This window comes from Devosia sp. CAU 1758, assembly GCF_054482695.1.
Window position 1 is genome coordinate 408,341 of the sequence record NZ_JBTLRJ010000001.1, and the last position, 22,112, is coordinate 430,452.

The following is a 22,112-nucleotide window of genomic DNA, read 5'->3' on the forward strand; positions in this document are numbered from 1 at the left end:
GTTTTATTCCAGAGGGTTAGTGACGCTGCCCCTTGGTCCAGGGCTGGAGCAGGGCGCGGGGATAGTCGGCTTTTCGGGCGACGAGGACCAGAGCCAGAATGGAGAGCAGATAGGGCAACATGAGGAAGACCTGGCCCGGGACGACCTGGCCAATTTCGGCCTGCAGCCTGATTTGGAAGGCATCGAAGGCGCCAAAAAGCAAAGCACCTACAAGGGCTTGGCCGGGGCGCCAGGAGGCGAAGACGACCAGGGCGATGCAGATCCAGCCGCGGCCATTGACCATGCCGAAGAAGAAGGCGTCGAAGGCAGACATGGTGAGGAAGGCGCCGCCTAAGGCCATGAGGGCCGAGCCGACGATTACCGCTGATATTCTAAGGGCTTGGACCGAGAGGCCCTGGGCTTCGACGGAGGCGGGATTGTCGCCGACGGCGCGGATGGCGAGGCCCAAGGGCGTGCGGTAGAGGACAAAGGCGATTGCGGGGACCAGGGCCAGGGCCAGCATCATGAACGGAGTCTGAACAAAAAGGGCGGGGCCAATGAAGGGCAGGTCGGACAGGACCGGAATATCCATCGGCTGGAAGGGCACGATGCGCGGTGGCGAGGACACATTGGGCAGGGCGGTGCGATAGGTAAAATAGCTGGCGCTGGTGGCGAGCAGGGTAATGCCGATGCCTGAGACGTGCTGGGAGAGGCCGAGGATGACAGTGAGGAAGGCGTGCAGCAGGCCGAACATAGCGCCGGTCAATGCGGCGACGAGAACCCCGCCCCAGAGCCCGGCGCCGAGATAGACGGCGAGCCAGCCGGCCATGGCTCCGGCGACGAAGATGCCCTCGATGCCGAGGTTGAGGACGCCGGCGCGCTCGCAGATCAGGGCGCCAAGCACGCCGAAGATCAGCGGGGTGGCGATGCGGATGGCGGCGGCCCAGAAATTGGCGGAGCCGAAAATGTCGAGGAGTACGTCCATGACTCAGGCCTCCTGCACGCTGGATTGAAAGCGCAGCCGGAAGCGCAGGAAGAAGCTGCCGACCAGGACGCAAAGAAGGCTGAGAGCGACGACCAGATCGGCCAGGTAATTGGAAATGCCGGTGGCTCGGCTCATGGAATCGGCGCCGACAAAGACCGCGGCGATGAAGATTGCCGCGAGAACGCTGCCGATGGGCGAAAGGCCCGCCAGCATGGCGACGACGATGCCGGAATAGCCAAAGCCGGGAGACAGATCGGCGGAAAGATAGCCTTTGACGCCCGCGACTTCGCCAACCCCGGCAAGGCCCGCGAGGCCGCCGGAGATCAGCGCTACCTTGAGCATGGTGGCGTCCACCGGAATGCCGGCGAAGCGGGCCGCAGGCTTGTTCTCGCCAACCGCCTTGATTTCGAAGCCGAGCACGGTCTTTTTGACCATGAGCCAGAGCAACAGGGCCGAGACCAGGCCGATGACCAGACCCCAATGGGTGCGGAGGCGCGGGACGAGCTTATCGAACTTGGCTTCGGCCAGGAGCGGCACGGATTGCGGCCAGCCCATGGCCAAAGGGTCCTTGAGGGGGCCTTCGATGAGCATCTGGATGAAGAGGATGACGACGAAATTGAGCAGCAGGGTGATGACCACCTCGTCGGCGCCGAAGCGCTGCTTGAGAATGGTGGGGACCACCATCATCAGCCCACCCGCGAGGAAGCCGGCCAGCATGATAGCGGGGATCATGATAGGGCCGGGCAATTGCAGGAAACCGGAGCCGACCAGCACGGCGGCCAGCGCGCCCATATAGAGCTGGCCTTCGGCGCCGATGTTCCAGAGGCGGGCGCGGAAAGCGACGGCGGCGGCAAGGCCGGTGAGGATGAGCGGGGTGGCGCGGTTGAGGGTTTCGCTCAGAGCGAACATGGAGCCGAAGGCGCCTTGCGCCATGAGCAGATAGGCGTCGAGCGGATTGGCGCCGGCGGCCATGACCGGAATGGCGACCAGCAGCAGGGCCACGGCGCCCGAGAGCAGCGACACGAGGAGGCGCAGGCCGAGGGGCGCGTGTTCGCGCGGTTCGAGGCGGAGGCTCATGAGGCAAGGGTCTCCGTTGTGCTGGATTGTCCGGCCATCAACAGGCCGATGGTGGCGCGGTCGAGGGTTTCGGCGGGGCCGGCATCGGTGATTTCGCCGGCATGAATGACGAGGAAGCGGTCGCTGAGAGCGAAGAGTTCGTCGAGATCCTCGGAGATGACGAGGACCGCAGCGCCACGATCCCGGGCGGCGATGATGCGGCGATGGACTTCCGCCTGGGCGCCGATATCGAGGCCGCGGGTCGGCTGATTGGCGAAGATGACGCGGGGCGAGCGTTCGAGCACGCGGGCCAGAATGAGCTTTTGCACATTGCCGCCCGAGAGCAGGCGGGCTTCGGCATTGGGGCCGGGACAGCGCACGTCATAGGCGGCAATGGCGGCGGTGGCGCGGGCCCTGATGGCTTTGGTGTCGATGAAACCGTAGCGTGAGAAGCCGGGTGAGCGCACCTCCTCGATGGCGATATTGTCGGCCACGCTCATTGTGCCGACGACGCCGTCGTGCTGGCGGTCCTCGGGCATGCGGGCGACGCCCGCGGCGACCAGCGCGCGCGGATCGGCGTGGGCGACGGGTTTGCCGTAGAGCAGCATGGTGCCGCTATCGGGCATGGCGAGGCCGGAGATCAGGGCGGCAATGCCGGACTGGCCATTACCCGACACACCAGCCAGCCCGACGATTTCGCCGGCGCGCAGGTCGAAACTGACGCCGTGCAGGGCGGAGCGATTGCCCGGCTTGCCAAGGCTGACGGACTGGAACTGGAGCAGGGGTTCGGCGGGATTGCCGGGGGTGCGGGTGACCTCGGCCACGGCCTTGCCGACCATGAGGTCGGCGATGGCACGGCGGTCGGCCTTGGCAGTGTCCAGTTCGCCGGCCTTTTGTCCGGCGCGCAGCACCATGATGCGATGCGACACCGAGAGCACTTCGCCCAGCTTGTGGGAGATGAAGATGACGCCAAGGCCGTTGGCGGCGAGGCGACGGAGGACGGTGAACAATCCCTCGGCCTCCTGCGGGGTAAGGACGGCGGTGGGCTCGTCGAGGATAAGGACTTTCGCGTCGCGATAGAGCGCCTTGAGGATCTCGACGCGCTGCTTTTCGCCGACGGCGAGGCCATCGACGCGCCGGTCGAGATCGACGTCGAGACCGCTCTCGGCGATGATCTTTGCGACCTTGTCGCGGGCGGCACGGCGGCTGCCGAAGGAGAGCAGGGGTTCGGTACCGAGGCGGATATTATCGAGGCCGGAGAGGTTTTCGGCCAGGGTGAAATGCTGGTGCACCATGCCGATGCCGGCAGAGAGGGCGGCGCCGGGCGAACCGGGCGGCAGGGCGGTCATCGCGTTGCTATCGGTGGTGGCGACGCGGACCGTGCCTTCGTCCTGAACGTAGTGACCGAAGAGGATGTTCATCAGCGTGGTCTTGCCGGCGCCGTTTTCGCCCAGAAGCGCGAGGATTTCGCCGCGATGCAGGTCGAGCGAAATCGCGGCATTGGCGGTGAGGGCGCCGAAACGCTTGGTGATGTTGGTGAGGGAGAGGAGGGGGATGGGGTCGGTCATGGGGCTCCTGCTCCGCGTCTTGCGTCAAGTTACTTGTCGTCCACGATCGTCACCCTCGGGCTTAACCCGAGGGGACTGCACTTGCCGAATGCTCTTCCTAAGTGAAGAGCCCTCGGGTCAAGCCCGAGGGTGTCGGCCGGTGGGTAGGCGGCATTGGACCACCCGGACACGCCGGGTGGTGATATCGAACAGCAGCCTGACGTCCCGTTTACTGCGTTGAGCTGGGTTCGCTGTCGTTGATTTCGACCGTGAAGGAGCCATCGAGGATACTCGCTTCGACGGCTTCGGCGGCTTCGACGGCTTCTGGGCCGGCGAGGGCTTCGTCGACGACCATGGAGGAGCCGCCATGTTCCATGAAGGCGTAGATACCGTAATCGGAGGCGGTGAAGCTGCCGGCTTTCACATCGGCAATGGCCTGGTCGATCATGGGTTCGCCGTGCCAGAGGGCGGAGGCGAGGATGGTGCCCGGATAGTCGGCTGCGGTGTCGATGACATTGCCCACGGCGAAGATGCCGCGCTCCTTGGCGGCGTCGGAGACGCCGAAGCGCTCGGCATAGAGAATGTCGGCACCGGCATCGACCATGGCGAAGGCGGTTTCCTTGGCCTTCGGTGGGTCATACCAGGAGTTGATGAAGCTGACCGAGAATTTGACCTCAGGGTTGACGGAGAGGGCGCCGGCCATGAAGGCGTGCATGAGGCGGTTCACCTCGGGGATGGCATAACCGCCGACCATGCCGATCTGGTTGGTTTCGGTCTTCATGCCCGCGATAATGCCGGTGAGATAGCTCGGCTCGTGGATGAAATTGTCGAAGGTGGCAAAGTTCGGTTCGGCTGGCGGAAGCGACGAGCCCATGAGGAAGCTGATTTCGGGATAGTCAGCGGCAACGCTGCGCGCCGGCTGCTCGACGCCGAAGGCTTCGCCAACCATGAGCCCAATGCCCTGCTCGGCATATTCGCGCATGACGCGCTCATAGTCGGTATTGGCGATATTCTCGGAATAGACGTAGTCGATTTCGCCGGCCTCTTCGGCGGCGATCAGCGCATTGTGCAGACGGCTCGCCCATTGCTGCTCGACCGGCACGGTCCAGATGGCCGCGACCTTGAGCATGTCCTGGGCCCAGGAGGCGCCGGTAAAGCTCAATGCGGTGGTGAGGCTGAGTGCCGCGATGATGGCGCGGCGGGTAATGGTAGTCATGTGCGTCCCCTGTTTGATGTTTTGTTGATCAGTTCTCCCTGCGCCCATTCAAGCAGCAGGCGAAGGCCGTTGGAAGGCAATTGCTCTGTTCATCCCCGGCTGTTCGCGATTTGCCAAGCCGCACTGCAAGGAATTGGCAGATAAAGAAAAAGGCGCGCCGGGTGGCGCGCCTTTGGTCGGTTAGCGGAAGGCGGGAATGACGTGCCTTCCGTAGTTGGCGATGATTTCTTCCTCGTCGCCGCTGTCGAGGTAGATGTTGAACTGGGTGACGCCCGCCGCCTCCAGTTCATGGACTTTTTTGATGTGATCCTCAGGCTCGCCCAGGACGCAGAAACTTTCCACCACATCGTCGGTGATGAAATCGAGATAAGGATTATCGGCCTGGCCGTGCTTGGAATAATCGTAGCCGCGGCGCTTTTCGATGTAGCTGGTGAGGCTCGAAGGCACCTTGTCGCTGTCGGCGCCGTATTTCTCGACAATGTCGGCCACGTGATTGCCGACCATGGCCGGGAACCACTTCACATGCTCAATGGCGCGCTTCTTGTCGCCGAAATAAGCGGGGGCGGCAGCCATGGAGCGGAAGTTCGACATGTCCTTGCCAGCGGCCTTGCCCGCTTCGAGGCACTGGTCGGTGAACCATTTGCAAAGGCCCGGATCGGCGATCTGCAGCACCACGCCATCGGCGCTTTCGCCGGCAGTCTTGAGGGCCAGCGGGCCATAGGCGGCGACCCAGCTGGGCATGTCGTGGCCAACGGCCCAGGGGAATTTTACCGGGGCGGGGATTTCGCCATAGGAGACTTCCTCGCCCCGCACCATGGCCTTGGTCTTGTCGATGAATTCGGCGACGCGCTTGAGAGTTGCGGGTTTCTTGCCCATGACGCGCATGGAACTGTCGCCGCGCCCGACCGCCAGATCAAAGCGGCCGCCGGACTGTTTCGAGAGCGAGCCGAAGATGGAGGCGGCAACCGACCAGTCGCGGACGTCAGGATTGGTGACCAGCGGGCCAAAACGCATGTCGGTTGTGTGTTCCATGCACATGGCGATAGCGGCATAGCAATCGCGCCAGAGAATGTGGCTGTCATAGAACCAGCAATAGGAAAAGCCGGCATGTTCGGCGGCGCGCACCAGATAACGGGCACGCTCGGCCTCGATGAATCCCTTGAAGGTGATGCCGAATTCCATGCGTGTTCCCCTGCGCTCCCTGACAGCCGGATTTTTGACCAGCCGATCAAATTTTTGAGTGCCTGAGGCACGATTGTCAATCGGGTATTTACGGGGAATTTCGCGGGGTCGCTTCGTCATAAACGATGAGGGGCCGTGCGGACCCGGCATCGGGGACGAGCCGGGCGTGGACGCCATAGACGGCCTCGAGCAGAGCAGGGGTAAGAATGTCGGAAGGCGCGCCTTCGGCGACGCGTCTTCCTTCCGAGAGGACGACCATGTGATCGCAGAAGCGGGCGGCGAGGTTAAGATCGTGGAGGGCGATAAGAATGGTCATTCCAGCATCGGCCTTGCGGCGCAGCAGTGCCAGCAATTGCAGCTGGGCGCGAATATCGAGATGGCTGGTGGGTTCGTCAAGCAGCAGCAGGCGGGGTTGCTGGGCGAGCGCGCGGGCAAGGTGGACGCGCTGTTGCTCGCCGCCCGAGAGGGTATCGAAGCGTCGGGCGGAAAAAGCGGTCATCTCGGTATCGGCAAGGGCATTGCCGATGATGGCATCGTCTTCGGGGCTGGGGCCGGATTGCCAGGCTGCCTCGAAGGGGATGCGCCCCAGGGCCACGACGTCGCGGACCGAGAGGCGCTCTTCGGTGGAGGCGGATTGCTCGACAAAGGCGACAAGGCGGGCACGGTCGCGGCGGGGCATGGCGGGCAGGTCGCGGTTGTCGAAGTGGGCGGTGCCGGTGGCAGGCGTGAGGCCGAGGAGGGCCGTAAGCAGGGTGGATTTGCCGGCGCCGTTGGGGCCGATCAGGCCGGTGATGCTGCCGAGAGGTGCGGTGAAGCCGACGCCGGAGAGGATGGGCTTGCCGGACTTGGTGACGGAAAGGCGAGTGACGGCAAGGGTCATGTGACCCTCCGGTAGCGCAGGAGGACCAGAAGAAAGACCGGGGCGCCGATCAGCGCGGTGATGATGCCGACGGGCAGTTCGCGCGGATCGAACAGGGTGCGGGCGGCGGTGTCGGCCCAGAGCATGAAGATGGCGCCGGCCAGCATGGCATGGGGCAAGAGGGCGCGGTGGCGCGAGCCCGCGGCGAGGCGCACGGCATGCGGCACGACCAGGCCGACGAAACCGATGGCGCCACCCACGGCGACCATGATGCCGGTGAGCAGCGCCGTGGCGCCGAGGAGGGTCCAGCGCAGGCGGGGGACGTCGATGCCCAGGGCTGCGGCGGCAGTGTCACCGAAGGCGAAGGCGTCGAGCGCCCGGCCGGAGGCGAGGATGATGGGGACGCAGAGGATCAGGGCAGCGGTGACCAGGGCGGCGTCGAACCAGAGGGAACCGGAAAGTGAGCCCAGGAGCCAGGAGAGGATTTCACGATAGCTGTCGCCGGTGGCCCACCAGAAGATGAGGAATGAGGTGGCGGCGGCGGCGAGGGCCGAGATGCAGATGCCGGCGAGGATGGCCCGGCTGGGGGTGGCGCCGCCAAGAAGGCCGGCAATGAGCAGGGCCAGGGCGAGGGCGCCGAGGCTGCCGATGAAGGCACCGAGGGGCATGAGGAGCGTCAGGCCGATGAGCGCAAAGCTGACGGCGCCGAGTGCTGCGCCGGAGGAGAGGCCGAGGAGATAGGGATCGGCGAGGGGATTGCGGGTGATAGCCTGCATGACGGTGCCGGAGAGCGCGAGCCCGGCGCCGACGCCCATGGCGCAGAGGACGCGGGGCAGGCGCAGTTCCCAGACAATGGCGTCGCGCAGGCGCGAGACCGGGCTTTCAGGGACAAGTCCGAGATGGTGCAGGATGACCGACCAGATTTCCGGGGCAGTGATATCGGCCGGGCCGAGGGTAATGGCGGCGATGGCGCTGAGGAGAAGCAGGATGGCGAGGGCGGGAAGGGAAAGGCGCGTCATGCGGGTGTCGGGGGAGAGGATGCCCCCGCCCGGCCTCCAGCTGATAGGGGGAGGAAAAGGGATAGCGGCCCTGCCAACAGGAATTGGCTCATTCTCCAAACGTTAGCCGCAGCAATTGGTCGGCCATGTGGGCGGTGGCCGGGACGTTGCGGATGCCGGCTTCGGCGGCGGGGAAGGGGATGGTGAGGTAACGCTGGTTGATGACGGCATCGAGCTCCCTGGTGATGGGGTTTTCGGCCAGGAGCTGTCTTTTCTGCTCGGCAGAATTCCAGGCGGCATCGACCAGGATGATGACATCGGGATTAGCATCGACGATGGCTTCCCAGGAGGCCGAGGTCCAGCCTTCGTCCACGTCGGCATAGATATTGGCGAGGCCGAGGGCTTCCATGATCATGGCTGGGGCATTGCTGCCGGCGCCGACATAGGGGGTCTTGGTGCCGGAGGAATACCAGAGGGCCGTCAGACCGCGGGTGTCGGGTTCGATGCCGTCGAGCATGGCCTGTTGGCCCTCGATCAGGATTTCCGCATCGAGAGCGACGTCGAAAACGGCGCCCATTTCGGTGATTTCGGCATAGAGCTGGTCGAAGTTGAGTTTGACCGGCTTGACCGAGCGGCAGGCGGCGGGAGCGACATAGGTGGCGACGCCGAGCGCTTCCAGGGTCGGGCGCTCTCCAGCGCCATCGGCCGCAAAGTTGCTCTCCCAGCCGCCATAGATGAAGTCGGGCTCGGCCTCCAGCACCACTTCCTGGCTGGGAAGCTTGTCGGAGAGGATCGGCAGGCCGGAGCCGGCCAGCGCCAAATCGGGCGGCAAGGGACCATCCTGGAACCCGACGCCAATGATGCGGTCGCCGAGGCCGAGCGAGAGCATCAGTTCGGTGGCGGTGGACTTGATGGTGACGACGCGCTGAGGTGGTGCGGCGATGGTGACGGTGTGGCCGCAGTTTTCGATTGTGAGCGGATAGGTGGTGGCGGCCTGGGCTGGGAGGGCCGAACCCAGGAGACCGACCAGGACTGCGAAGGCGCTTGGGGTGGCACGCCATGGGTTTGAGCCCGAACTGGTAATACCCGTTGTCGACATGACTTAATCCTGACGTTGCCTGGATTTGGATTTGATTTCCGCCAAGGCGGCTTCGTAGCCGAGGCGGTAGGCTTCGGCTGAGCCGAAGCGGAACATGTCGTCGTCGCCGGTGCGGGTGAGGGTGCGGGCACCGGGGGCGTCGAGGCCGAGGACGAAACGCGCGAGGCCGCGCACGACGGCGACGGGAATGCCGGAGGTCTTGCCCTTGACGAGGTCGGCAGCACCGGCGATTTCGTCGGCGATGACAGCCTGGGTGACGTGCAGGGGCCGGCCGTTGGCATCGCTGGCGCCGCGCAGATCATCGGTCAATTGCACCCCTGCGGCGCCGATGGCCATGTCGGTCTGGCCGATGCGCCAGGCGCGGCCGATGGTGTCGGTGATGATGATGCCGATGTCGACGCCGAATTTTTGCCTGAGGCCCGAGCAGAGGGCGCGGGCGGAGGCGTCGGGGTCGGCGGGAAGGCGAAGGGCCGTGCCTTCGGGGACATTGGACATGTCGATGCCGGCGGCGGCCATAACCAGGCCCTGTCGGGTCTCGACAATTCTGAAGGTGCCGCCGGGATGCACGCGCTCGGCGACGACGCGCACGGTGTCAGCGGCAATGGCCTGTTCGCGCTCGGCGACGGGGACCTGCATGCCCTCGGCCTTGGAGATGATCTTGGAGGTCACGACGAGGATGTCGCCGTCCTGCAAAGCGAGGTTCGGGTCGGTGGCGGATTGGGCCTTGATGGCCTCAGTGATCAGCGCGACGAGATCGTCATGGGGGGTGATCTCGGGGATGCCGGTAATGCCCCAGACGGAGAAGCGGGGGGGCATGGTCATACCACCAGCTTCCTGAGCCGTGGCAGGATTTCCCCGGCATAAAGTGCCAGGAAGCGGCTCTGGTCGGTGCCGGGGGCATGGAAGACCAGGTGGTCGAAGCCGTAGTCGACATAGGTCTGGATCTGGGCGACATGCTCGTCGGGATCGGACGAGACGATCCAGCGCTTGGCGACGCGCTCGATGGGGAGGGCAGCGGCCAGGCGTTCCATCTCCTCGGCATCCTGTACCGAGTGCTTTTCCTCGGCGGAGAGAGAGAGCGCGGCCCAGTTTCTTGTGTCGTTGAGGGCGCGGTCAGGATCGGTATCGAACGAGACCTTGACCTCGATCATGCGCTCGAAGCGCTTTGCCTTGAGCGGGCTTTCGGCACGACCGGCTTCGACATTGGGCAGGAGCTGATCGACATAGAGGTCGGCGCCCTTGCCGGACGTGCAGATGAAACCGTCGCCGGCGCGGCCAGCATATTTGGCGTTGAGGGGGCCGCCAGCGGCGAGATAGATCGGCACCGGTTCGGCAGGCTTGTCATAGATGGTGGCATTGACGGTTTTGTAGAAGTCGCCCTCGAAGCTGACGCGGTCCTCGGTCCAGAGCTGGCGGATGAGGCGCACGGCTTCGCGCAGGCGCGCCGAGCGTTCCTTGAGTTCGGGCCAGACCATGCCGGTGGCGGGGACTTCATTGAGACCTTCGCCGGTGCCGACGCCAAGGATGACACGGCCCGGGAACATGGCGCCCATGGTGCCGAAGGCGTGGGCGACCACGGTGGGATGCAGCCGGAAGGTTGGGGTGAGCACCGAGGTGCCGAGCGTGATCTTTTCGGTGCGGGCGAGGACGGCGGACATCCAGCCCGGCGCGAAGGGCGCGTGGCCGTCAGTGTGCTTCCAGGGCTGGAAGTGGTCGGAAACGAAGACGGAATCAAAGCCGGCCTGCTCGGCCTCGACTGCGAAGCGCAGCAACTCGTTCGGGCCGAACTGCTCCGCCGATGCTTTGTAACCGAAGCGCATGCTTGCCCCTCCCGCGTGTCCTGGTCGATTTTTGATCGTTTGGTCAAAAATGATCGATAGTCAAGCCGCTTCATGCTAAAGCCCGATGAGGACAAGCAGCTGTCCGGGATAGAGCCTGTTCCCAAACTATCCGGCAAGGGGCCGGGACCATAAAGCGGATGAGACGATGAAAGTAATTTTCGACACCGATCCGGGCATCGATGACGCCATGGCGCTGCTGTATCTCAGCAAGCTGCCCGAAATCGAACTGCTGGGGATCACGACAGTGGTGGGCAATGCCGATATTGCCACCACCACGCGCAATGCGCTGTTCCTCCGGCAACAGTTCGGCCTTGCGGCTCCGGTGGTGCAGGGCGTGGGCAAGACCCTGGATGGGGTCGACAAGGCAGAGCCGGTGATTGTGCATGGCGTCAACGGGTTGGGCGACATCGACATACCCATTGTCAATGAGAGCGGATTGCAGGCAGGGGATGCCAGCAACTTCATCATCGACACGCTCAAGGCCCATCCGGGCGAGGTGACGCTGATTGCGGTGGGGCGAATGACCAATCTGGCACTGGCGCTGCGCGCCGAGCCGGCGGTGGCAAAGCTCGTCAAGCAGGTTGTAATCATGGGCGGCGCCTTCGGCTATCAGGGCCGCAGCGGCAATATTACCCCTGCGGCGGAGGCCAATATCCATGGGGATCCCGTGGCGGCCGACGAAATCCTTGCCGCGGACTGGCCTGTGGTCGTGGTGGGGCTCGACGTTACCCACGACATCATTCTCGACACTGATTACCTCGCCGCATTGTCGCGCGACGTAGGCGAGAACGGAGCCTTGCTGGCCCAGATGTGCGACCATTATGCGCGCTTCTACAAGGAGATCATGGGTCTTTCCGGCGTGGTCGGACACGACCTGCTGGCGGTGACCTATGCCCTGCATCCGGAGTGGTTCGAGACGCGTCGCGGCCCGGTGCTGGTGCTGCGCGACGGCATTGCCGCTGGCCAGACCATCCAGATGCCCGAAGAGCGCAAGGGCGGTCATCCGGCGTGGGCCGGCCGGCCGGTCCAGACCATCTGCACGGGCGTCGATGCCGAGAAGGTGCTGACCCATTTCCGCCAGACCGTCGCGCGCTAGCGGGAATGGACGGGTCAAAACGTGATGGCCCGGGGTGGACAGAGTGATTGCGCTATTGCGGAAACTCCTTAGTGTCTTTTCACAAGAGAGAGGACCCTGGGATTTGGCTGGCAAGCATCATCGCGCGGGATTTGACGAAGGCTTCCAGCGGGGCTTTGCGCTGGATGACGCCGTCGCCTTCCGCGGTTTCATGCTGGGGCTTTATGACGAGCGCTGCGCGGTCACCGGGCGAGCGGTGGACGCAGACGGAGAAAGTCTGGAACTGTTTCTGTTCCAGCCGCTGAGCCATGGCGGCACGATGAGCACTGGCAACGCGATGGTGGTCGAAGCGGCGGTGGCCAGTCTCCTGGGCAAGGGCCTGATCTTCATCAGCGATGATTTTCTCGCCTATACGCCGCATCCCGAGATCATTGGCGCGCCCAGCGATCCGGAGCGGTCGCGGGGGCGTCGCCTGTGGCTGCCGGAAGAAGTGTCGCTGTGGCCCGAGCGGTCCATGATCGGCTATCACCGGAGCCTGTTTCGCGCGCAATGAATGGTGGGCAAATGCCGCCGCGGACTGGAAAAACCGGTTCGCGGGGCGCAGATTGGCGCGGCTGAAACCATTTACCCGGACCCGCCATGCCGTTTCCCGATCTCGTTCATCCCGCACTCGACGCCTATGAAAGCGCCGTGCCCCTGCCGGCCGATTTTGCTTTCTTCTGGCAGCAAACGCTGGCCGAGGCGCGGGCGGCGGGCGGCAGCGTCAGCATGGTGCCGGCGGAAACCACGCTGAAGCTCGTCGAGGTGTTCGATGTGACCTTTCCCGGTTTTGGCGGTCACCCGGTCAAGGGCTGGCTGGTGCTGCCAAAAGAGCGTGAGGGTCGGCTGCCGCTGGTGGTGCAATATGTTGGCTATGGCGGGGGGCGTGGCTTTGCGCATGAGCAGTTGCACTGGGCGGCTTCGGGCTTTGCCTATTTCCGCATGGACACGCGCGGGCAGGGTAGTGGCTGGAGCACGGGCGCGACGGCGGACCCGGTGGGATCGACCGGACAGATTCCGGGGGTGATGACCAAGGGCGTGCTTGACCGGAACGACTATTATTACCGGCGGCTCTTCACCGACGGGGTGCGGGCCATTGACGCGCTTATCGGGCAGGATTTCGTCGATTCGGAGCGGGTAGCCGTGTGTGGTGGATCGCAGGGCGGCGGCATTGCGCTGGCGGTGGCGGGGATCGATGAGCGTGTCAAGGCGGTGATGCCGGATGTCCCCTTCCTCTGCGATTTTCCGCGCGCCGTGCGGGTGGCCGGACGCGATCCCTATGGCGAGATCGTGCGGTTCCTGGCGCAGCACCGAGACAAGAAGGACAAGGTATTCGAGACGCTGCGCTACTTCGACGGGGTCAATTTCGCGCGGCAGTCGAAGGCTGCGGCGCTGTTCTCGGTAGCGCTGATGGACGATATCTGCCCGTCCTCAACGGTCTATGGCGCCTTCAAGGCCTTTGCGGGCGAAGACAAGACCATGATCGAATACGAATTCAACAATCATGAAGGGGGCGGCCCCTTCCAGGATCGACAGCAGATGGTCTGGCTCAGCCGGCGCTTCCTCTAGCCCTGCCTCAGATTTGATCGGATGCGGCCGGAACCGAGGTTGCGGCGCCGCCGTTGCATGGCCAGCGTCATCACCGAATTCAGAACTGGAGCTGAAGACAATGGCCGAGAAGCAACTGGACGATCTCTTCCTCGATACCCTCAAGGACATCTATTATGCCGAGCGGCAGATCCTCAAGGCGCTGCCCAAGATGGCCAAGGCCGCCAAATCCGAAGACCTCAAAGCCGGCTTTGAGCAGCACCGGGCGGAAACCGAAGTGCATGTAGAGCGGCTCGAACAGGTGTTCGAATTGCTCGGCAAGGCTCCCCGCGGCAAGACCTGCGACGCCATTCTCGGCATTATCGAGGAAGGCAAGGAAATCATGGAAGAGTACAAGGGCACCCAGGCGCTCGACGCCGGCCTTGTCTCTGCTGCGCAGGCGGTCGAGCACTATGAAATTGCCCGCTATGGCACGCTGGCGACCTGGGCCAAGCAGCTTGGCCACAAGGAGGCGCTGAACCTGTTCCTCGAAACGCTCAAGGAAGAGGAAGCGACCGACCTCAAGCTGACTGAACTGGCCAAGAGCGCGGTGAACCTCAAAGCCGCCGCCTGACCGACGGCGCGGCAGCGCGATGCTGAAGAACACGGCCATGGCCGAACAGATTCGGCAGACCGCCTATTTCCTCTGGGAACAGGATGGTCGGCCGACGGATGGGGCCATGGATTATTGGCTGCGCGCCAAGCAGATGCATCAGCGGCAGTTGGCCTATGATCGATGGCTGGCGGAAGGCGCGCCGATCGGGCGCTCCGACAGCCACTGGATCGAGGCCGAGCGCGACATCGAAGAGAAATGAGAACGGGCCCGCGGGCCCGTTTTTATATTGAGTATCGTGTGATGGCCTGAGCCCTGTGAGCGTAGCTCTCCGGACTTCAGTTAGTCGCGGGCACGCTCGACGTAGGAATTGTCTTCTGTGAGGATGACGATGCGGGTGCCGGTGCCGATGTGGGGGGGCACCATGACGCGCAGGCCGTTGTTGAGTACAGCGGGCTTGAACGAGGACGAGGCCGTCTGACCCTTTACCACGGGCTCGGTCTCGACGATCTCGAAGGTCATGCGCTGGGGCAGTTCCATGGAAAGGGCGATGCCCTCATGGGTCATCAGGTGGACCTTCATGCCATCGGACAGATAGGCCTTCTGGTCGCCGATCACGTCGTCGCCAACGGTAATCTGCTCGTAGGTCTCAGGTTCCATAAAGTGATGGCCCTCGCCATCGGAGTAGAGATAGTCATAGACGCGATCGTCCACGTCGGCCTTCTCGACCATTTCCACGGTACGCCAGCGGCCCAGCACCTTCACGCCATCGGAAATGCGGCGCATGGTGACGTTGGTCACCGAATTGCCCTTGCCGGGATGGACGTTCTCGGCGGTGAGAACGACGTGCAGGGCGTTGTCCTGCTCGACGACATTGCCTTTGCGCAGGGACGAGGCGATGACCTTGACCATATTTCTTCCTTGTTCGTTTGACTGGCGCGGTCTAGAGGCAGGGCCGTCCGGGCGCCGGAATTCGATAGTGGTGCGCCCGATACAATATTCCGCGCCCTTTCGCCAGACCGGACGGGAAGAAACCAGATAATGAGCGCCGCTGACACATCGCCTGCCTCGCCCTGGTGGCATCCCGAGCGCCACCGAGACCGGCGGCCGGCGCTGCTGGCGCGTGGCAGGATCGATGCGGCGGTACGGGGCTGGCTGGCCGAACGCGATTTTCTCGTGGTCGACCCGCCCGGGCTGCAGCGCTCGCCGGGCAATGAGACACATCTGCATGCCTTTGGCACCAGCATGATCGGCAATGACGGGGTGACGCAGGCGATGTATCTGCATACCTCTCCCGAATTCACGATGAAGAAGCTGCTGGCGGCCGGGGAGCCCCGGATCGCAAGCCTGCAGCATGTGTGGCGCAATCGCGAGCGCAGCGCGCTGCACCATCCCGAATTCACCATGCTCGAATGGTATCGGACGGGCGAACCCTATGAGGCGATCATTGCCGACACGCTGGCCATCATCGGGCTGGCGGCGGCGGTCACTGGGATCAGGCAATTCGAATATCGGGGGCGGGTGTGTGACCCACGGGCCGAGGCGGAGCGGATCAGCGTTGCCCAGGCGTTTTTGACCCATGCTGGGATCGACCTGCTCGCGACTATGGACGCTGATGGCGTGCCGGATGGGGCGGCGCTGGCGGCGCAGATGGCAGGTGTCGGGATGGCGATGAGCGAGGATCAAAGCTGGAGCTATCTGTTCACGCAGGTGCTGGTCGACAAGGTCGAGCCGCAATTGGGCAATGGGCGCGTGACGGTTTTGGATCGCTATCCGGCCTGCGAGGCGGCGCTGGCGCGGCGGGTGCTGGGGGACCGGCGGGTTTCGGAGCGATTCGAGGTCTATGCGTGCGGCGTCGAACTGGCCAATGGCTTTGGCGAGTTGACCGATGCGGGCGAGCAGAGGGTGCGGTTCGAAGCGGAGATGAACGAAAAGGCGCGGATCTATGGCGAGCGCTATCCGATTGATGCGGACTTCCTCGCGGCGCTGGAGTTCATGCCCGAGGCCAGCGGCGTGGCGCTGGGGTTTGACCGGCTGGTGATGCTGGCGACTGGCGCGCAGCGGATTGAGGCGGTGCTGTGGGCGCCGGTGGCGGAATGAGCGCTATCAAAACCGTCAAAGGGTTGGTTGAGGCGGGGCTGGTGCGCGACACTGGGGGGCTGGGTCCTGTCGCGGACAAATATGCCATTGGCATAACGCCGGCAGTGTTGGTGCTGGTTGATCCGAACGATCCGGATGACCCTATTGCGCGGCAGTTCGTGCCCTCAGTCGCGGAGATGGTGACGACGCTGGAGGAGCGTGCGGACCCGATAGGCGATCTGACGCATTCGCCGGTGGAAGGGATTGTCCACCGCTATCCCGACCGGGTGCTGCTCAAGGCCGTGCACGTCTGCCCGGTCTATTGTCGGTTCTGTTTTCGCCGCGAGATGGTGGGACCGCAGGGGCTTGGGACACTGACCCCGGCACAGCTTGACGCGGCAATCGGTTATGTCGCGGATCATACCGAAATCTGGGAAGTGATCCTGACGGGCGGCGATCCGCTGGTGCTCTCACCGCGGCGGCTGCGCGAGATCATGGAAAAGCTGGCGGGGATCGACCACGTCAGGATCGTGCGGTTTCATACGCGGGTTCCCGTGGTGGAGCCGGAGCGGATCGATGACGCCATGGTTGCGGCGCTCAAGGCCAGCGGCAAGACCACCTATCTGGCGGTCCATGCCAATCATCCGCGCGAATTGACCGCGGCGGCGCGGACCGGATTCGACCGGATGATCGCGGGCGGGATCGCGCTGATCAGCCAGAGCGTGCTGCTCAAGGGCATCAATGACGATGTCGAGACGCTGGCCGCGCTGATGCGCGGCTTTGTCGAAAACCGCATCCGGCCCTATTATCTGCATCACCCTGACCTAGCGCCGGGGACCGGGCATTTCCGGGTGAGAATCGAGGAGGGGCAGGCGCTGGTGAACGCGCTGCGGGGGCGGATTTCGGGCCTCTGCCAGCCGGTCTATGTGCTGGATATTCCGGGTGGATATGGCAAGGCGGACATTGGCGCAGCTTCGATCGGCGGTGGTGATGGATGCTTCACCGTGCGTGACTGGCAGGGCGGGGAGCACGCCTATCCGCCAACATCCGAACCCTCATAGGTTTCTGCTGCCACGGCTCGCGTACTCTCGTCGTCTTGGCCAGTTTCGGCAGAAAGCGTCCGGACCCGGGGCAGGGTCTGGGGATAGTTTTCCTGCAGGAAGGCAATCATCTTCTCGCGAACTTCGCAGCGCAGGTCGAAGGCCTTGGGTGCATTGCGGGCGGTGACGAGGATACGCACCTCCAAACTGGCCTCCCGAAGATCCGTCACCTGTACATGAGCGATATTGCCATCCCAATGAGGAGAGTCCTTGACGATCTTGCCTAGTTGTTCGCGGATGACCTCTACCGGAACGGAATAGTCCAGATAGAGCATAACTGTGCCGATCAGGGCGGCGCCCTCTCGGGTCCAGTTCTGGAAGGGCTTTTCCATGAAGTAGCTGAGCGGGACGATGAGCCGGCGCCAATCCCAGATTTTCACTACCACGTAGGTTGAGGTGATTTCCTCCACCGTGCCCCATTCACCTTCCACCAGCAGCGCGTCGCCGATGCGGATGGGTTGCGTGATGGCCAACTGAATGCCGGCAAAGAGGTTCTTGAGCACGGGCTGTAGCGCCAGACCGAGCACCAAGCCTGCCGCGCCGGCTGATGCGAGCAGACTCACGCCATATTGGGCGACTCCCTCGAAGGTCATGAGAATTGCGGCCGCGCCGACGATGAACAGCAGCGTAACCGCAACCCGTTCAAGAATCCGCGATTGCGTGACGTGCTTTCGCGCCAGCAGGTTGTCCTCGCTGTCCAGCTTGAACCGGCGCAGATAGAGGGTGAGCCAGATGTGAATGGCCGTGCGCGCCGCTATGGCACCGAGGACAATGAGGGCGATGAGCAAGGCGTGTCGGACAAATGCGGACTGTGACGGTGTCAGCGGTGCCACGACGGCAGTCAGCCAGGACAGGACAATGCCCAGTCCGAGTTTGAGTGGCAGTTCCAAGCGCTTGACCAGGGAACGCCAAAACAGATCGCGTTCGGCTACCAAGCGCGTCAGGAAACCATGCAGTACCTGCCCGCCGTAGACAGCACCGACAATGGCGAAGGCGAGCAGGACCAGACTGATAAGCCATGGCGGCAGCCAGTCCATGACGGTGGCGACGGTTCTTTCCAGTTGCGACATCATAGCCCTCTTCTCGATCGCGGACGGAGGTCAACCGAGAAGAGGGGCAGAGGTTTCACATGGCAGATGGGCGTCGCATGAATGGCAAGCGCCTTGGCATCTGAATCTGACAGGGCGCCAAGCGACGCCTTGCCTGATGTCAGTCCACAATGCGCGGGTCGACATCCTTGGAGTAGTCGACGCCGCCGACGGCGAAACCGAAGAGTTTGAGGAATTCCTCGCGGTATTTGGGCAGGTCGGCGAGGGCGGGCAGGGTCTCGGTGGTGAGATCCGCCCAGCGCCTTTTGAGTTCGGACTGCATGGGATCAGACAGTTCCCAATCGTCGACGCGGATGCGGCTTTCGTCATCGAGCTGGAGTTTGGTGAGCTTGGTGCGGAACAGGCGGTCGATCTGCTGGATGGGTCCTTCGCCCAGGCCCATTTCGTCCTCGACCTTGATGAGTAGGGTGCCATAGAGCGGCACGACCGGAATTGCAGAACTTGCCTGGGTCACCACGGCCTTGAGGGCCACGACATGGGCGGCCTTGTCGCCATGATTGGCGCGAATGGCGGCGGCGGCGCGGTCGAGATCGCCCTTGGCCTTGCCCAGCGTGCCCTTGTGATAGATCGGCCAGGTCAGTTCGCTGCCGAGATAGGTGTAGTTGAGAGAGGTGAAGCCGTCGGCCAGGACACCGGCCTCGGAGAGCGCGGCGATCCAGAGTTCCCAATCCTCGCCGCCCATGACCTTGACGGTGGCGGCGGCCTCCTCCTCGGTGGCGGGCTCGACGGTGACTTCGGAGACTTCGCCGGTGCCGGTATTGAGGGTCTTGGAGGTGACCTGCGACCCATAGGGCTTGATGGCCGAGCGATAGGTGACGCCGTCCTTGGGGTCGGTGCGGACGGGGGAGGCGAGCGAATAGACCACGAGGTCGACCTGGCCCAGATTGGCCTTGATGGCCTCGATGGTCTCGGCCTTGACCGCATCGGAAAAGGCGTCGCCCTCGATGGTGACAGCCTTGCTGCCGGCGGCGCGGGCGCGATTTTCGAAGGCGCGGTTATTGTACCAGCCAGCGGAGGCCGGCTTGGTCTCGCCCGGCTCACGCTCGAAGGAGACGCCGACCGTATCGGCGCCCGAGCCAAAGGTGGTGACGATGCGCGAGGCAAGGCCATAACCGGTCGAACAGCCCAGCACCAGGACGCGCTTGCGATCCGACGCGATCGGCCCCTTAATCACGACATGATCGATCTGGCGCTGCACATTGGTGGCGCAGCCAGTTGGGTGGGCCGTGGTGCAGATGAAGCCGCGGATTTTTGGCTCGATAATCATGGGATGTTCTCCTCGGTTTGACCAAGCCAATAGCGGGAATGGCGGCGGAGGGCTAGGGGCGGAACGGCTGTACCCCCACCCAACCTCCCCCTGACAGGGGGGAGGAGCGGCATCGTGGAATGGGGCATGGCTGGTCTCCTCAATCCACCTTCGCCGGTCCTGCAGGGAAAATGCCGGACATGACGGTGAAGCGGGGGATGCGGCGGACGCGGTCGGTCCAACGGCGCAGGGCGGGATAGTCCTGGCGGGAAATGCCGCCTTCCTCGCTCAGCATCACATAGGGGAAACAGGCGATATCGGCGGTGGTGGGATGGGCAGGGGCACATAGCCAGTCGCGCCCCGCTTTTTCGCCAAACCAGAGATGCTCGTCCATCAGGCGGAAAATGCGATGGGCGCCCTGCTGGGCCTTTTCGATGTCGAAGTCGTAGTCGTAGCCCAGCGCAAGGCGCGCCGCAGAACTGGTGCCGGTGATGTCATCGGCGACGGCATGCCAGCGCAGGATTTCGGCAATAACCACCGGGTCGTCAGGGAACCAGAGGCCGCTCGTGTCGTACTTCCTGGCGAGATAGGCGAGGATGGCGCCTGAATCCGAAAGGGTCAGGTCACCGTCCTTGAGAACCGGGAGCTGACCGAAGGGGTTGAGGCGCAGGAACCAGTCGGCCTTGTGCTCGCGGCCGGGGAAGAAATCGACCGGGATGATCTCGTAGGGCAGGCCGAGAATGCCCATGAGCAGGCGCAGCTTGTAGCAATTGCCGGAGAGTTCGAAGTCGTGAAGGGTGATGGTCATGGGTCAGATATCCAGCACGAGCCGGGCCGATTTCGCACGGCTGACACAGGTCATCATGCAGGTGTTCGACGCTTTTTCGGTCTTGTTGAGATAGACGTCCTGATGATCGACCTCGCCCTCCATGACAGTGGTGAGGCACGTGCCGCAGGCGCCTTGTTCGCAGGAGGAAGGCACGCTGAGGCCGGCTTCCCGCATGGTTTCGAGGATGGTCTTGCCGGCGGGGACATGGAGCGTCATGGCCGAGCGGGCGAGCTCGATGTCGAAGGCGGAGGAGGCGTCTATCACCTTGTCGTTCTGAAAATACTCGAAGTGGATCGCCTCGTCGGGCCAGCCCAGGGCGGCGGCGGCTTCCGTGATCATTTCGAGCATAGCGCCGGGGCCGCAGATATAGACGTGGTTGGCAAAGGCATGGGGGCCGAGAATCTCCGAGACCGTCGCCTTGATGGCATCGCGGGCCATGCCAATGTGGGTTTGGACCTTGCCGTGGAGAATGCCCAGTTCGCTGGAAAAGGCGGCGCTTTCGCCGGTGCGGGTGAAGTAGTGCAACTCGTAATTGAGGCTCGACTTGTCGAGGAAGCGGGCCATGGACAGGAGCGGAGTGATGCCGATGCCGCCAGCGATAAGTACGGTGCGGGTGGCGTCCCGGCGCAGCGGGAAATTGTTGCGCGGCTCGGAAATGGCCAGCACGTCGCCTTCGCGCACGGTTTCGACCAATACCTTGGAGCCGCCCTTTGATGCGCTCTCCTGTTTGACGCCGATGACATAGCTGGAGAGGTCGCCGGGGCCATTGGTGATGGAATATTGGCGGACCAGGCCATTGGGCAGGTGCAGGTCAATATGGGCGCCGGGCTGGAAAGTGGGCAGGTGCTTGCCGTCGCGGTCGGCCAATTCGAAGCCGGTGACACCGTCCGCCGATTGCCATTTGCGCCGGACCATGACGGCAAGCGTATTACCGCGCGGAATTGCGATATCTGGCATGCTGGCGAGATCGGCCGAGACCTTTTCGTAAGTGGGTTGCAGCGGCTCGGGCGCAGGCTTGCGGGCAGCGGTACGCTCGAGGCGGTCGCGCAGCTTGGTCAGTATTTCATTGTAGTGGCGCAGGGTCGCGATTTCGTCGGCGGGCCGCCCGGGAAGGAGGCCGCGAATGACGGCACGGCCGGCATCGACGGGCTGCACGATGTAGAGCGCGCTGCCCAGGCGGACGGTCAAGCCGGGGAGAAGATCAGCCGGCTGATCATCGGGGGCGAGGCGGGCGAGGCCGGCGACGACATCATCGGGGGCCGCGTTGACCGGTATGGGGCGGAGCGCGAACCAATCGTGAGCATCTGCGCCGGGAAAGGGCGCGAAGGGCGCCTCGTCATTGGCGGCAGACCAGATCAGGCCATAGGCTTCGCGGATCGGATATTTGCGGTTCTCGATGCGGCGTGCCGGGGCGTCGGCGGGGTGGGCGGGGATATAGGTGCAGCCAGCGGACTGATTGGCATAGCGCCAGCCGTGATACTGGCACTTGAGCTCCTGGCCCTCATTGATGCCGATGGAGAGGCGCACGCCGCGATGGAGGCACCGGTTTTCCCAGACATTCACATTGCCATCATCAGCGCGCCAGACGGCGAGTTCGCGGCCGAGCAATTGGCCGTGATAGACATGACGGAAGGGCAGGTCCTCGCTGGTGGCGATTGGGTACCAGGTTGGATCGGAAAGGCTTAGGGGCAATGTGGTCCATCCGAGGTTTGATCGCGCCACGATCAAATGCT

General features: G+C 63.7%; 22 protein-coding genes. 7 read left to right on the forward strand and 15 right to left on the reverse strand.

Annotated elements, in window-relative coordinates:
- Window positions 1-16: 16 nt before the first annotated feature.
- The 10 genes from ACXYMS_RS01995 to fgd form a co-directional block, all read right to left on the reverse strand.
- Window positions 17-964 carry an ABC transporter permease gene (locus ACXYMS_RS01995; protein WP_458903347.1) on the reverse strand — a complete coding sequence of 316 codons (948 nt, stop codon included), beginning with the start codon at window positions 962-964 and terminating at the stop codon, window positions 17-19.
- 3 nt (window positions 965-967) lie between these two features.
- On the reverse strand, window positions 968-2,041 hold the full coding sequence (locus ACXYMS_RS02000; protein ID WP_458903348.1) for an ABC transporter permease: 1,074 nt from the start codon (window positions 2,039-2,041) through the stop codon (window positions 968-970).
- Entirely contained in the window at window positions 2,038-3,588 is a 1,551-nt protein-coding gene (locus ACXYMS_RS02005) for an ABC transporter ATP-binding protein (RefSeq protein WP_458903349.1), read from the reverse strand. The genes ACXYMS_RS02000 and ACXYMS_RS02005 overlap by 4 nt, the downstream gene beginning before the upstream one ends.
- Before the next feature lie 208 nt (window positions 3,589-3,796).
- Complete coding sequence (locus tag ACXYMS_RS02010; protein ID WP_458903350.1) at window positions 3,797-4,783, reverse strand: BMP family protein; 987 nt, start codon at window positions 4,781-4,783, stop codon at window positions 3,797-3,799.
- Window positions 4,784-4,963: 180 nt separating this feature from the next.
- Window positions 4,964-5,965 (reverse strand): TIGR03842 family LLM class F420-dependent oxidoreductase, encoded by a 1,002-nt coding sequence (locus tag ACXYMS_RS02015; protein ID WP_458903351.1) that lies wholly within the window; start codon window positions 5,963-5,965, stop codon window positions 4,964-4,966.
- A gap of 88 nt (window positions 5,966-6,053) precedes the next feature.
- Window positions 6,054-6,845 carry an ABC transporter ATP-binding protein gene (locus ACXYMS_RS02020; protein WP_458903352.1) on the reverse strand — a complete coding sequence of 264 codons (792 nt, stop codon included), beginning with the start codon at window positions 6,843-6,845 and terminating at the stop codon, window positions 6,054-6,056.
- Window positions 6,842-7,843: an iron chelate uptake ABC transporter family permease subunit gene (locus tag ACXYMS_RS02025; RefSeq protein ID WP_458903353.1), complete on the reverse strand. Its 1,002-nt coding sequence runs from the start codon at window positions 7,841-7,843 to the stop codon at window positions 6,842-6,844. The genes ACXYMS_RS02020 and ACXYMS_RS02025 overlap by 4 nt, the downstream gene beginning before the upstream one ends.
- Before the next feature lie 88 nt (window positions 7,844-7,931).
- Complete coding sequence (locus tag ACXYMS_RS02030) at window positions 7,932-8,921, reverse strand: putative F420-0 ABC transporter substrate-binding protein (RefSeq protein WP_458903354.1); 990 nt, start codon at window positions 8,919-8,921, stop codon at window positions 7,932-7,934.
- A 3-nt stretch (window positions 8,922-8,924) separates the two neighbouring features.
- A complete protein-coding gene (gene cofE, locus ACXYMS_RS02035; protein ID WP_458903355.1) occupies window positions 8,925-9,743 on the reverse strand; it encodes a coenzyme F420-0:L-glutamate ligase in 819 nt (272 codons plus the stop codon).
- Entirely contained in the window at window positions 9,740-10,741 is a 1,002-nt protein-coding gene (gene fgd, locus ACXYMS_RS02040) for a glucose-6-phosphate dehydrogenase (coenzyme-F420) (protein ID WP_458903356.1), read from the reverse strand. Before fgd ends, cofE begins: the two co-directional genes overlap by 4 nt.
- A gap of 166 nt (window positions 10,742-10,907) precedes the next feature.
- Between fgd and ACXYMS_RS02045 the strand changes: the two genes are divergently transcribed.
- The 5 genes from ACXYMS_RS02045 to ACXYMS_RS02065 all read left to right on the forward strand — a co-directional run bounded on the left by ACXYMS_RS02045 (window position 10,908) and on the right by ACXYMS_RS02065 (window position 14,278).
- Window positions 10,908-11,858 (forward strand): nucleoside hydrolase, encoded by a 951-nt coding sequence (locus ACXYMS_RS02045; protein ID WP_458903357.1) that lies wholly within the window; start codon window positions 10,908-10,910, stop codon window positions 11,856-11,858.
- A 103-nt stretch (window positions 11,859-11,961) separates the two neighbouring features.
- Window positions 11,962-12,390 (forward strand): hypothetical protein, encoded by a 429-nt coding sequence (locus ACXYMS_RS02050; protein WP_458903358.1) that lies wholly within the window; start codon window positions 11,962-11,964, stop codon window positions 12,388-12,390.
- Window positions 12,391-12,476: 86 nt separating this feature from the next.
- Window positions 12,477-13,445 carry an acetylxylan esterase gene (locus tag ACXYMS_RS02055; protein ID WP_458903359.1) on the forward strand — a complete coding sequence of 323 codons (969 nt, stop codon included), beginning with the start codon at window positions 12,477-12,479 and terminating at the stop codon, window positions 13,443-13,445.
- A gap of 100 nt (window positions 13,446-13,545) precedes the next feature.
- Window positions 13,546-14,037, forward strand: a complete 492-nt coding sequence (locus ACXYMS_RS02060) for a YciE/YciF ferroxidase family protein (RefSeq protein WP_458903360.1) — start codon at window positions 13,546-13,548, stop codon at window positions 14,035-14,037.
- 37 nt (window positions 14,038-14,074) lie between these two features.
- Complete coding sequence (locus tag ACXYMS_RS02065; protein ID WP_458903361.1) at window positions 14,075-14,278, forward strand: DUF2934 domain-containing protein; 204 nt, start codon at window positions 14,075-14,077, stop codon at window positions 14,276-14,278.
- An 80-nt stretch (window positions 14,279-14,358) separates the two neighbouring features.
- Here the strand turns inward: ACXYMS_RS02065 and efp are convergent, their stop codons facing one another.
- Window positions 14,359-14,928, reverse strand: a complete 570-nt coding sequence (efp, locus tag ACXYMS_RS02070) for an elongation factor P (RefSeq protein ID WP_458903362.1) — start codon at window positions 14,926-14,928, stop codon at window positions 14,359-14,361.
- Window positions 14,929-15,057: 129 nt separating this feature from the next.
- Between efp and epmA the strand changes: the two genes are divergently transcribed.
- Both epmA and ACXYMS_RS02080 read left to right on the forward strand, forming a co-directional pair.
- Window positions 15,058-16,116 carry an EF-P lysine aminoacylase EpmA gene (gene epmA / locus ACXYMS_RS02075; protein ID WP_458903363.1) on the forward strand — a complete coding sequence of 353 codons (1,059 nt, stop codon included), beginning with the start codon at window positions 15,058-15,060 and terminating at the stop codon, window positions 16,114-16,116.
- Window positions 16,113-17,156, forward strand: coding sequence for a lysine-2,3-aminomutase-like protein (locus ACXYMS_RS02080; RefSeq protein WP_458903364.1), 1,044 nt, complete (start codon window positions 16,113-16,115; stop codon window positions 17,154-17,156). Before epmA ends, ACXYMS_RS02080 begins: the two co-directional genes overlap by 4 nt.
- Here ACXYMS_RS02080 and ACXYMS_RS02085 read toward each other — a convergent pair.
- The 4 genes from ACXYMS_RS02085 to ACXYMS_RS02100 all read right to left on the reverse strand — a co-directional run bounded on the left by ACXYMS_RS02085 (window position 17,129) and on the right by ACXYMS_RS02100 (window position 22,071).
- Window positions 17,129-18,265 carry a mechanosensitive ion channel family protein gene (locus ACXYMS_RS02085; RefSeq protein ID WP_458903365.1) on the reverse strand — a complete coding sequence of 379 codons (1,137 nt, stop codon included), beginning with the start codon at window positions 18,263-18,265 and terminating at the stop codon, window positions 17,129-17,131. The two genes, ACXYMS_RS02080 and ACXYMS_RS02085, sit on opposite strands and share 28 nt — an antisense overlap.
- Window positions 18,266-18,404: 139 nt before the next feature.
- Complete coding sequence (gene fabV / locus ACXYMS_RS02090; protein ID WP_458903366.1) at window positions 18,405-19,571, reverse strand: enoyl-ACP reductase FabV; 1,167 nt, start codon at window positions 19,569-19,571, stop codon at window positions 18,405-18,407.
- A gap of 139 nt (window positions 19,572-19,710) precedes the next feature.
- Window positions 19,711-20,358 (reverse strand): glutathione S-transferase family protein, encoded by a 648-nt coding sequence (locus ACXYMS_RS02095; RefSeq protein ID WP_458903367.1) that lies wholly within the window; start codon window positions 20,356-20,358, stop codon window positions 19,711-19,713.
- Window positions 20,359-20,361: 3 nt separating this feature from the next.
- Window positions 20,362-22,071, reverse strand: coding sequence for a PDR/VanB family oxidoreductase (locus ACXYMS_RS02100; protein ID WP_458903368.1), 1,710 nt, complete (start codon window positions 22,069-22,071; stop codon window positions 20,362-20,364).
- Window positions 22,072-22,112 lie beyond the last annotated feature (41 nt).

Excerpts from the sequence above, each read along its gene's own strand:
- ACXYMS_RS01995 (WP_458903347.1), bottom strand. The coding sequence starts at position 964 with ATGGACGTACTCCTCGACATTTTCGGCTCCGCCAATTTCTGGGCCGCC.
- ACXYMS_RS02000 (WP_458903348.1), bottom strand. The coding sequence starts at position 2,041 with ATGAGCCTCCGCCTCGAACCGCGCGAACACGCGCCCCTCGGCCTGCGC.
- ACXYMS_RS02005 (WP_458903349.1), bottom strand. The coding sequence starts at position 3,588 with ATGACCGACCCCATCCCCCTCCTCTCCCTCACCAACATCACCAAGCGT.
- ACXYMS_RS02010 (WP_458903350.1), bottom strand. The coding sequence starts at position 4,783 with ATGACTACCATTACCCGCCGCGCCATCATCGCGGCACTCAGCCTCACC.
- ACXYMS_RS02015 (WP_458903351.1), bottom strand. The coding sequence starts at position 5,965 with ATGGAATTCGGCATCACCTTCAAGGGATTCATCGAGGCCGAGCGTGCC.
- ACXYMS_RS02020 (WP_458903352.1), bottom strand. The coding sequence starts at position 6,845 with ATGACCCTTGCCGTCACTCGCCTTTCCGTCACCAAGTCCGGCAAGCCC.
- ACXYMS_RS02025 (WP_458903353.1), bottom strand. The coding sequence starts at position 7,843 with ATGACGCGCCTTTCCCTTCCCGCCCTCGCCATCCTGCTTCTCCTCAGC.
- ACXYMS_RS02030 (WP_458903354.1), bottom strand. The coding sequence starts at position 8,921 with ATGTCGACAACGGGTATTACCAGTTCGGGCTCAAACCCATGGCGTGCC.
- cofE (WP_458903355.1), bottom strand. The coding sequence starts at position 9,743 with ATGACCATGCCCCCCCGCTTCTCCGTCTGGGGCATTACCGGCATCCCC.
- fgd (WP_458903356.1), bottom strand. The coding sequence starts at position 10,741 with ATGCGCTTCGGTTACAAAGCATCGGCGGAGCAGTTCGGCCCGAACGAG.
- ACXYMS_RS02045 (WP_458903357.1), top strand. The coding sequence starts at position 10,908 with ATGAAAGTAATTTTCGACACCGATCCGGGCATCGATGACGCCATGGCG.
- ACXYMS_RS02055 (WP_458903359.1), top strand. The coding sequence starts at position 12,477 with ATGCCGTTTCCCGATCTCGTTCATCCCGCACTCGACGCCTATGAAAGC.
- ACXYMS_RS02060 (WP_458903360.1), top strand. The coding sequence starts at position 13,546 with ATGGCCGAGAAGCAACTGGACGATCTCTTCCTCGATACCCTCAAGGAC.
- ACXYMS_RS02065 (WP_458903361.1), top strand. The coding sequence starts at position 14,075 with ATGGCCGAACAGATTCGGCAGACCGCCTATTTCCTCTGGGAACAGGAT.
- efp (WP_458903362.1), bottom strand. The coding sequence starts at position 14,928 with ATGGTCAAGGTCATCGCCTCGTCCCTGCGCAAAGGCAATGTCGTCGAG.
- epmA (WP_458903363.1), top strand. The coding sequence starts at position 15,058 with ATGAGCGCCGCTGACACATCGCCTGCCTCGCCCTGGTGGCATCCCGAG.
- ACXYMS_RS02080 (WP_458903364.1), top strand. The coding sequence starts at position 16,113 with ATGAGCGCTATCAAAACCGTCAAAGGGTTGGTTGAGGCGGGGCTGGTG.
- ACXYMS_RS02085 (WP_458903365.1), bottom strand. The coding sequence starts at position 18,265 with ATGTCGCAACTGGAAAGAACCGTCGCCACCGTCATGGACTGGCTGCCG.
- fabV (WP_458903366.1), bottom strand. The coding sequence starts at position 19,571 with ATGATTATCGAGCCAAAAATCCGCGGCTTCATCTGCACCACGGCCCAC.
- ACXYMS_RS02095 (WP_458903367.1), bottom strand. The coding sequence starts at position 20,358 with ATGACCATCACCCTTCACGACTTCGAACTCTCCGGCAATTGCTACAAG.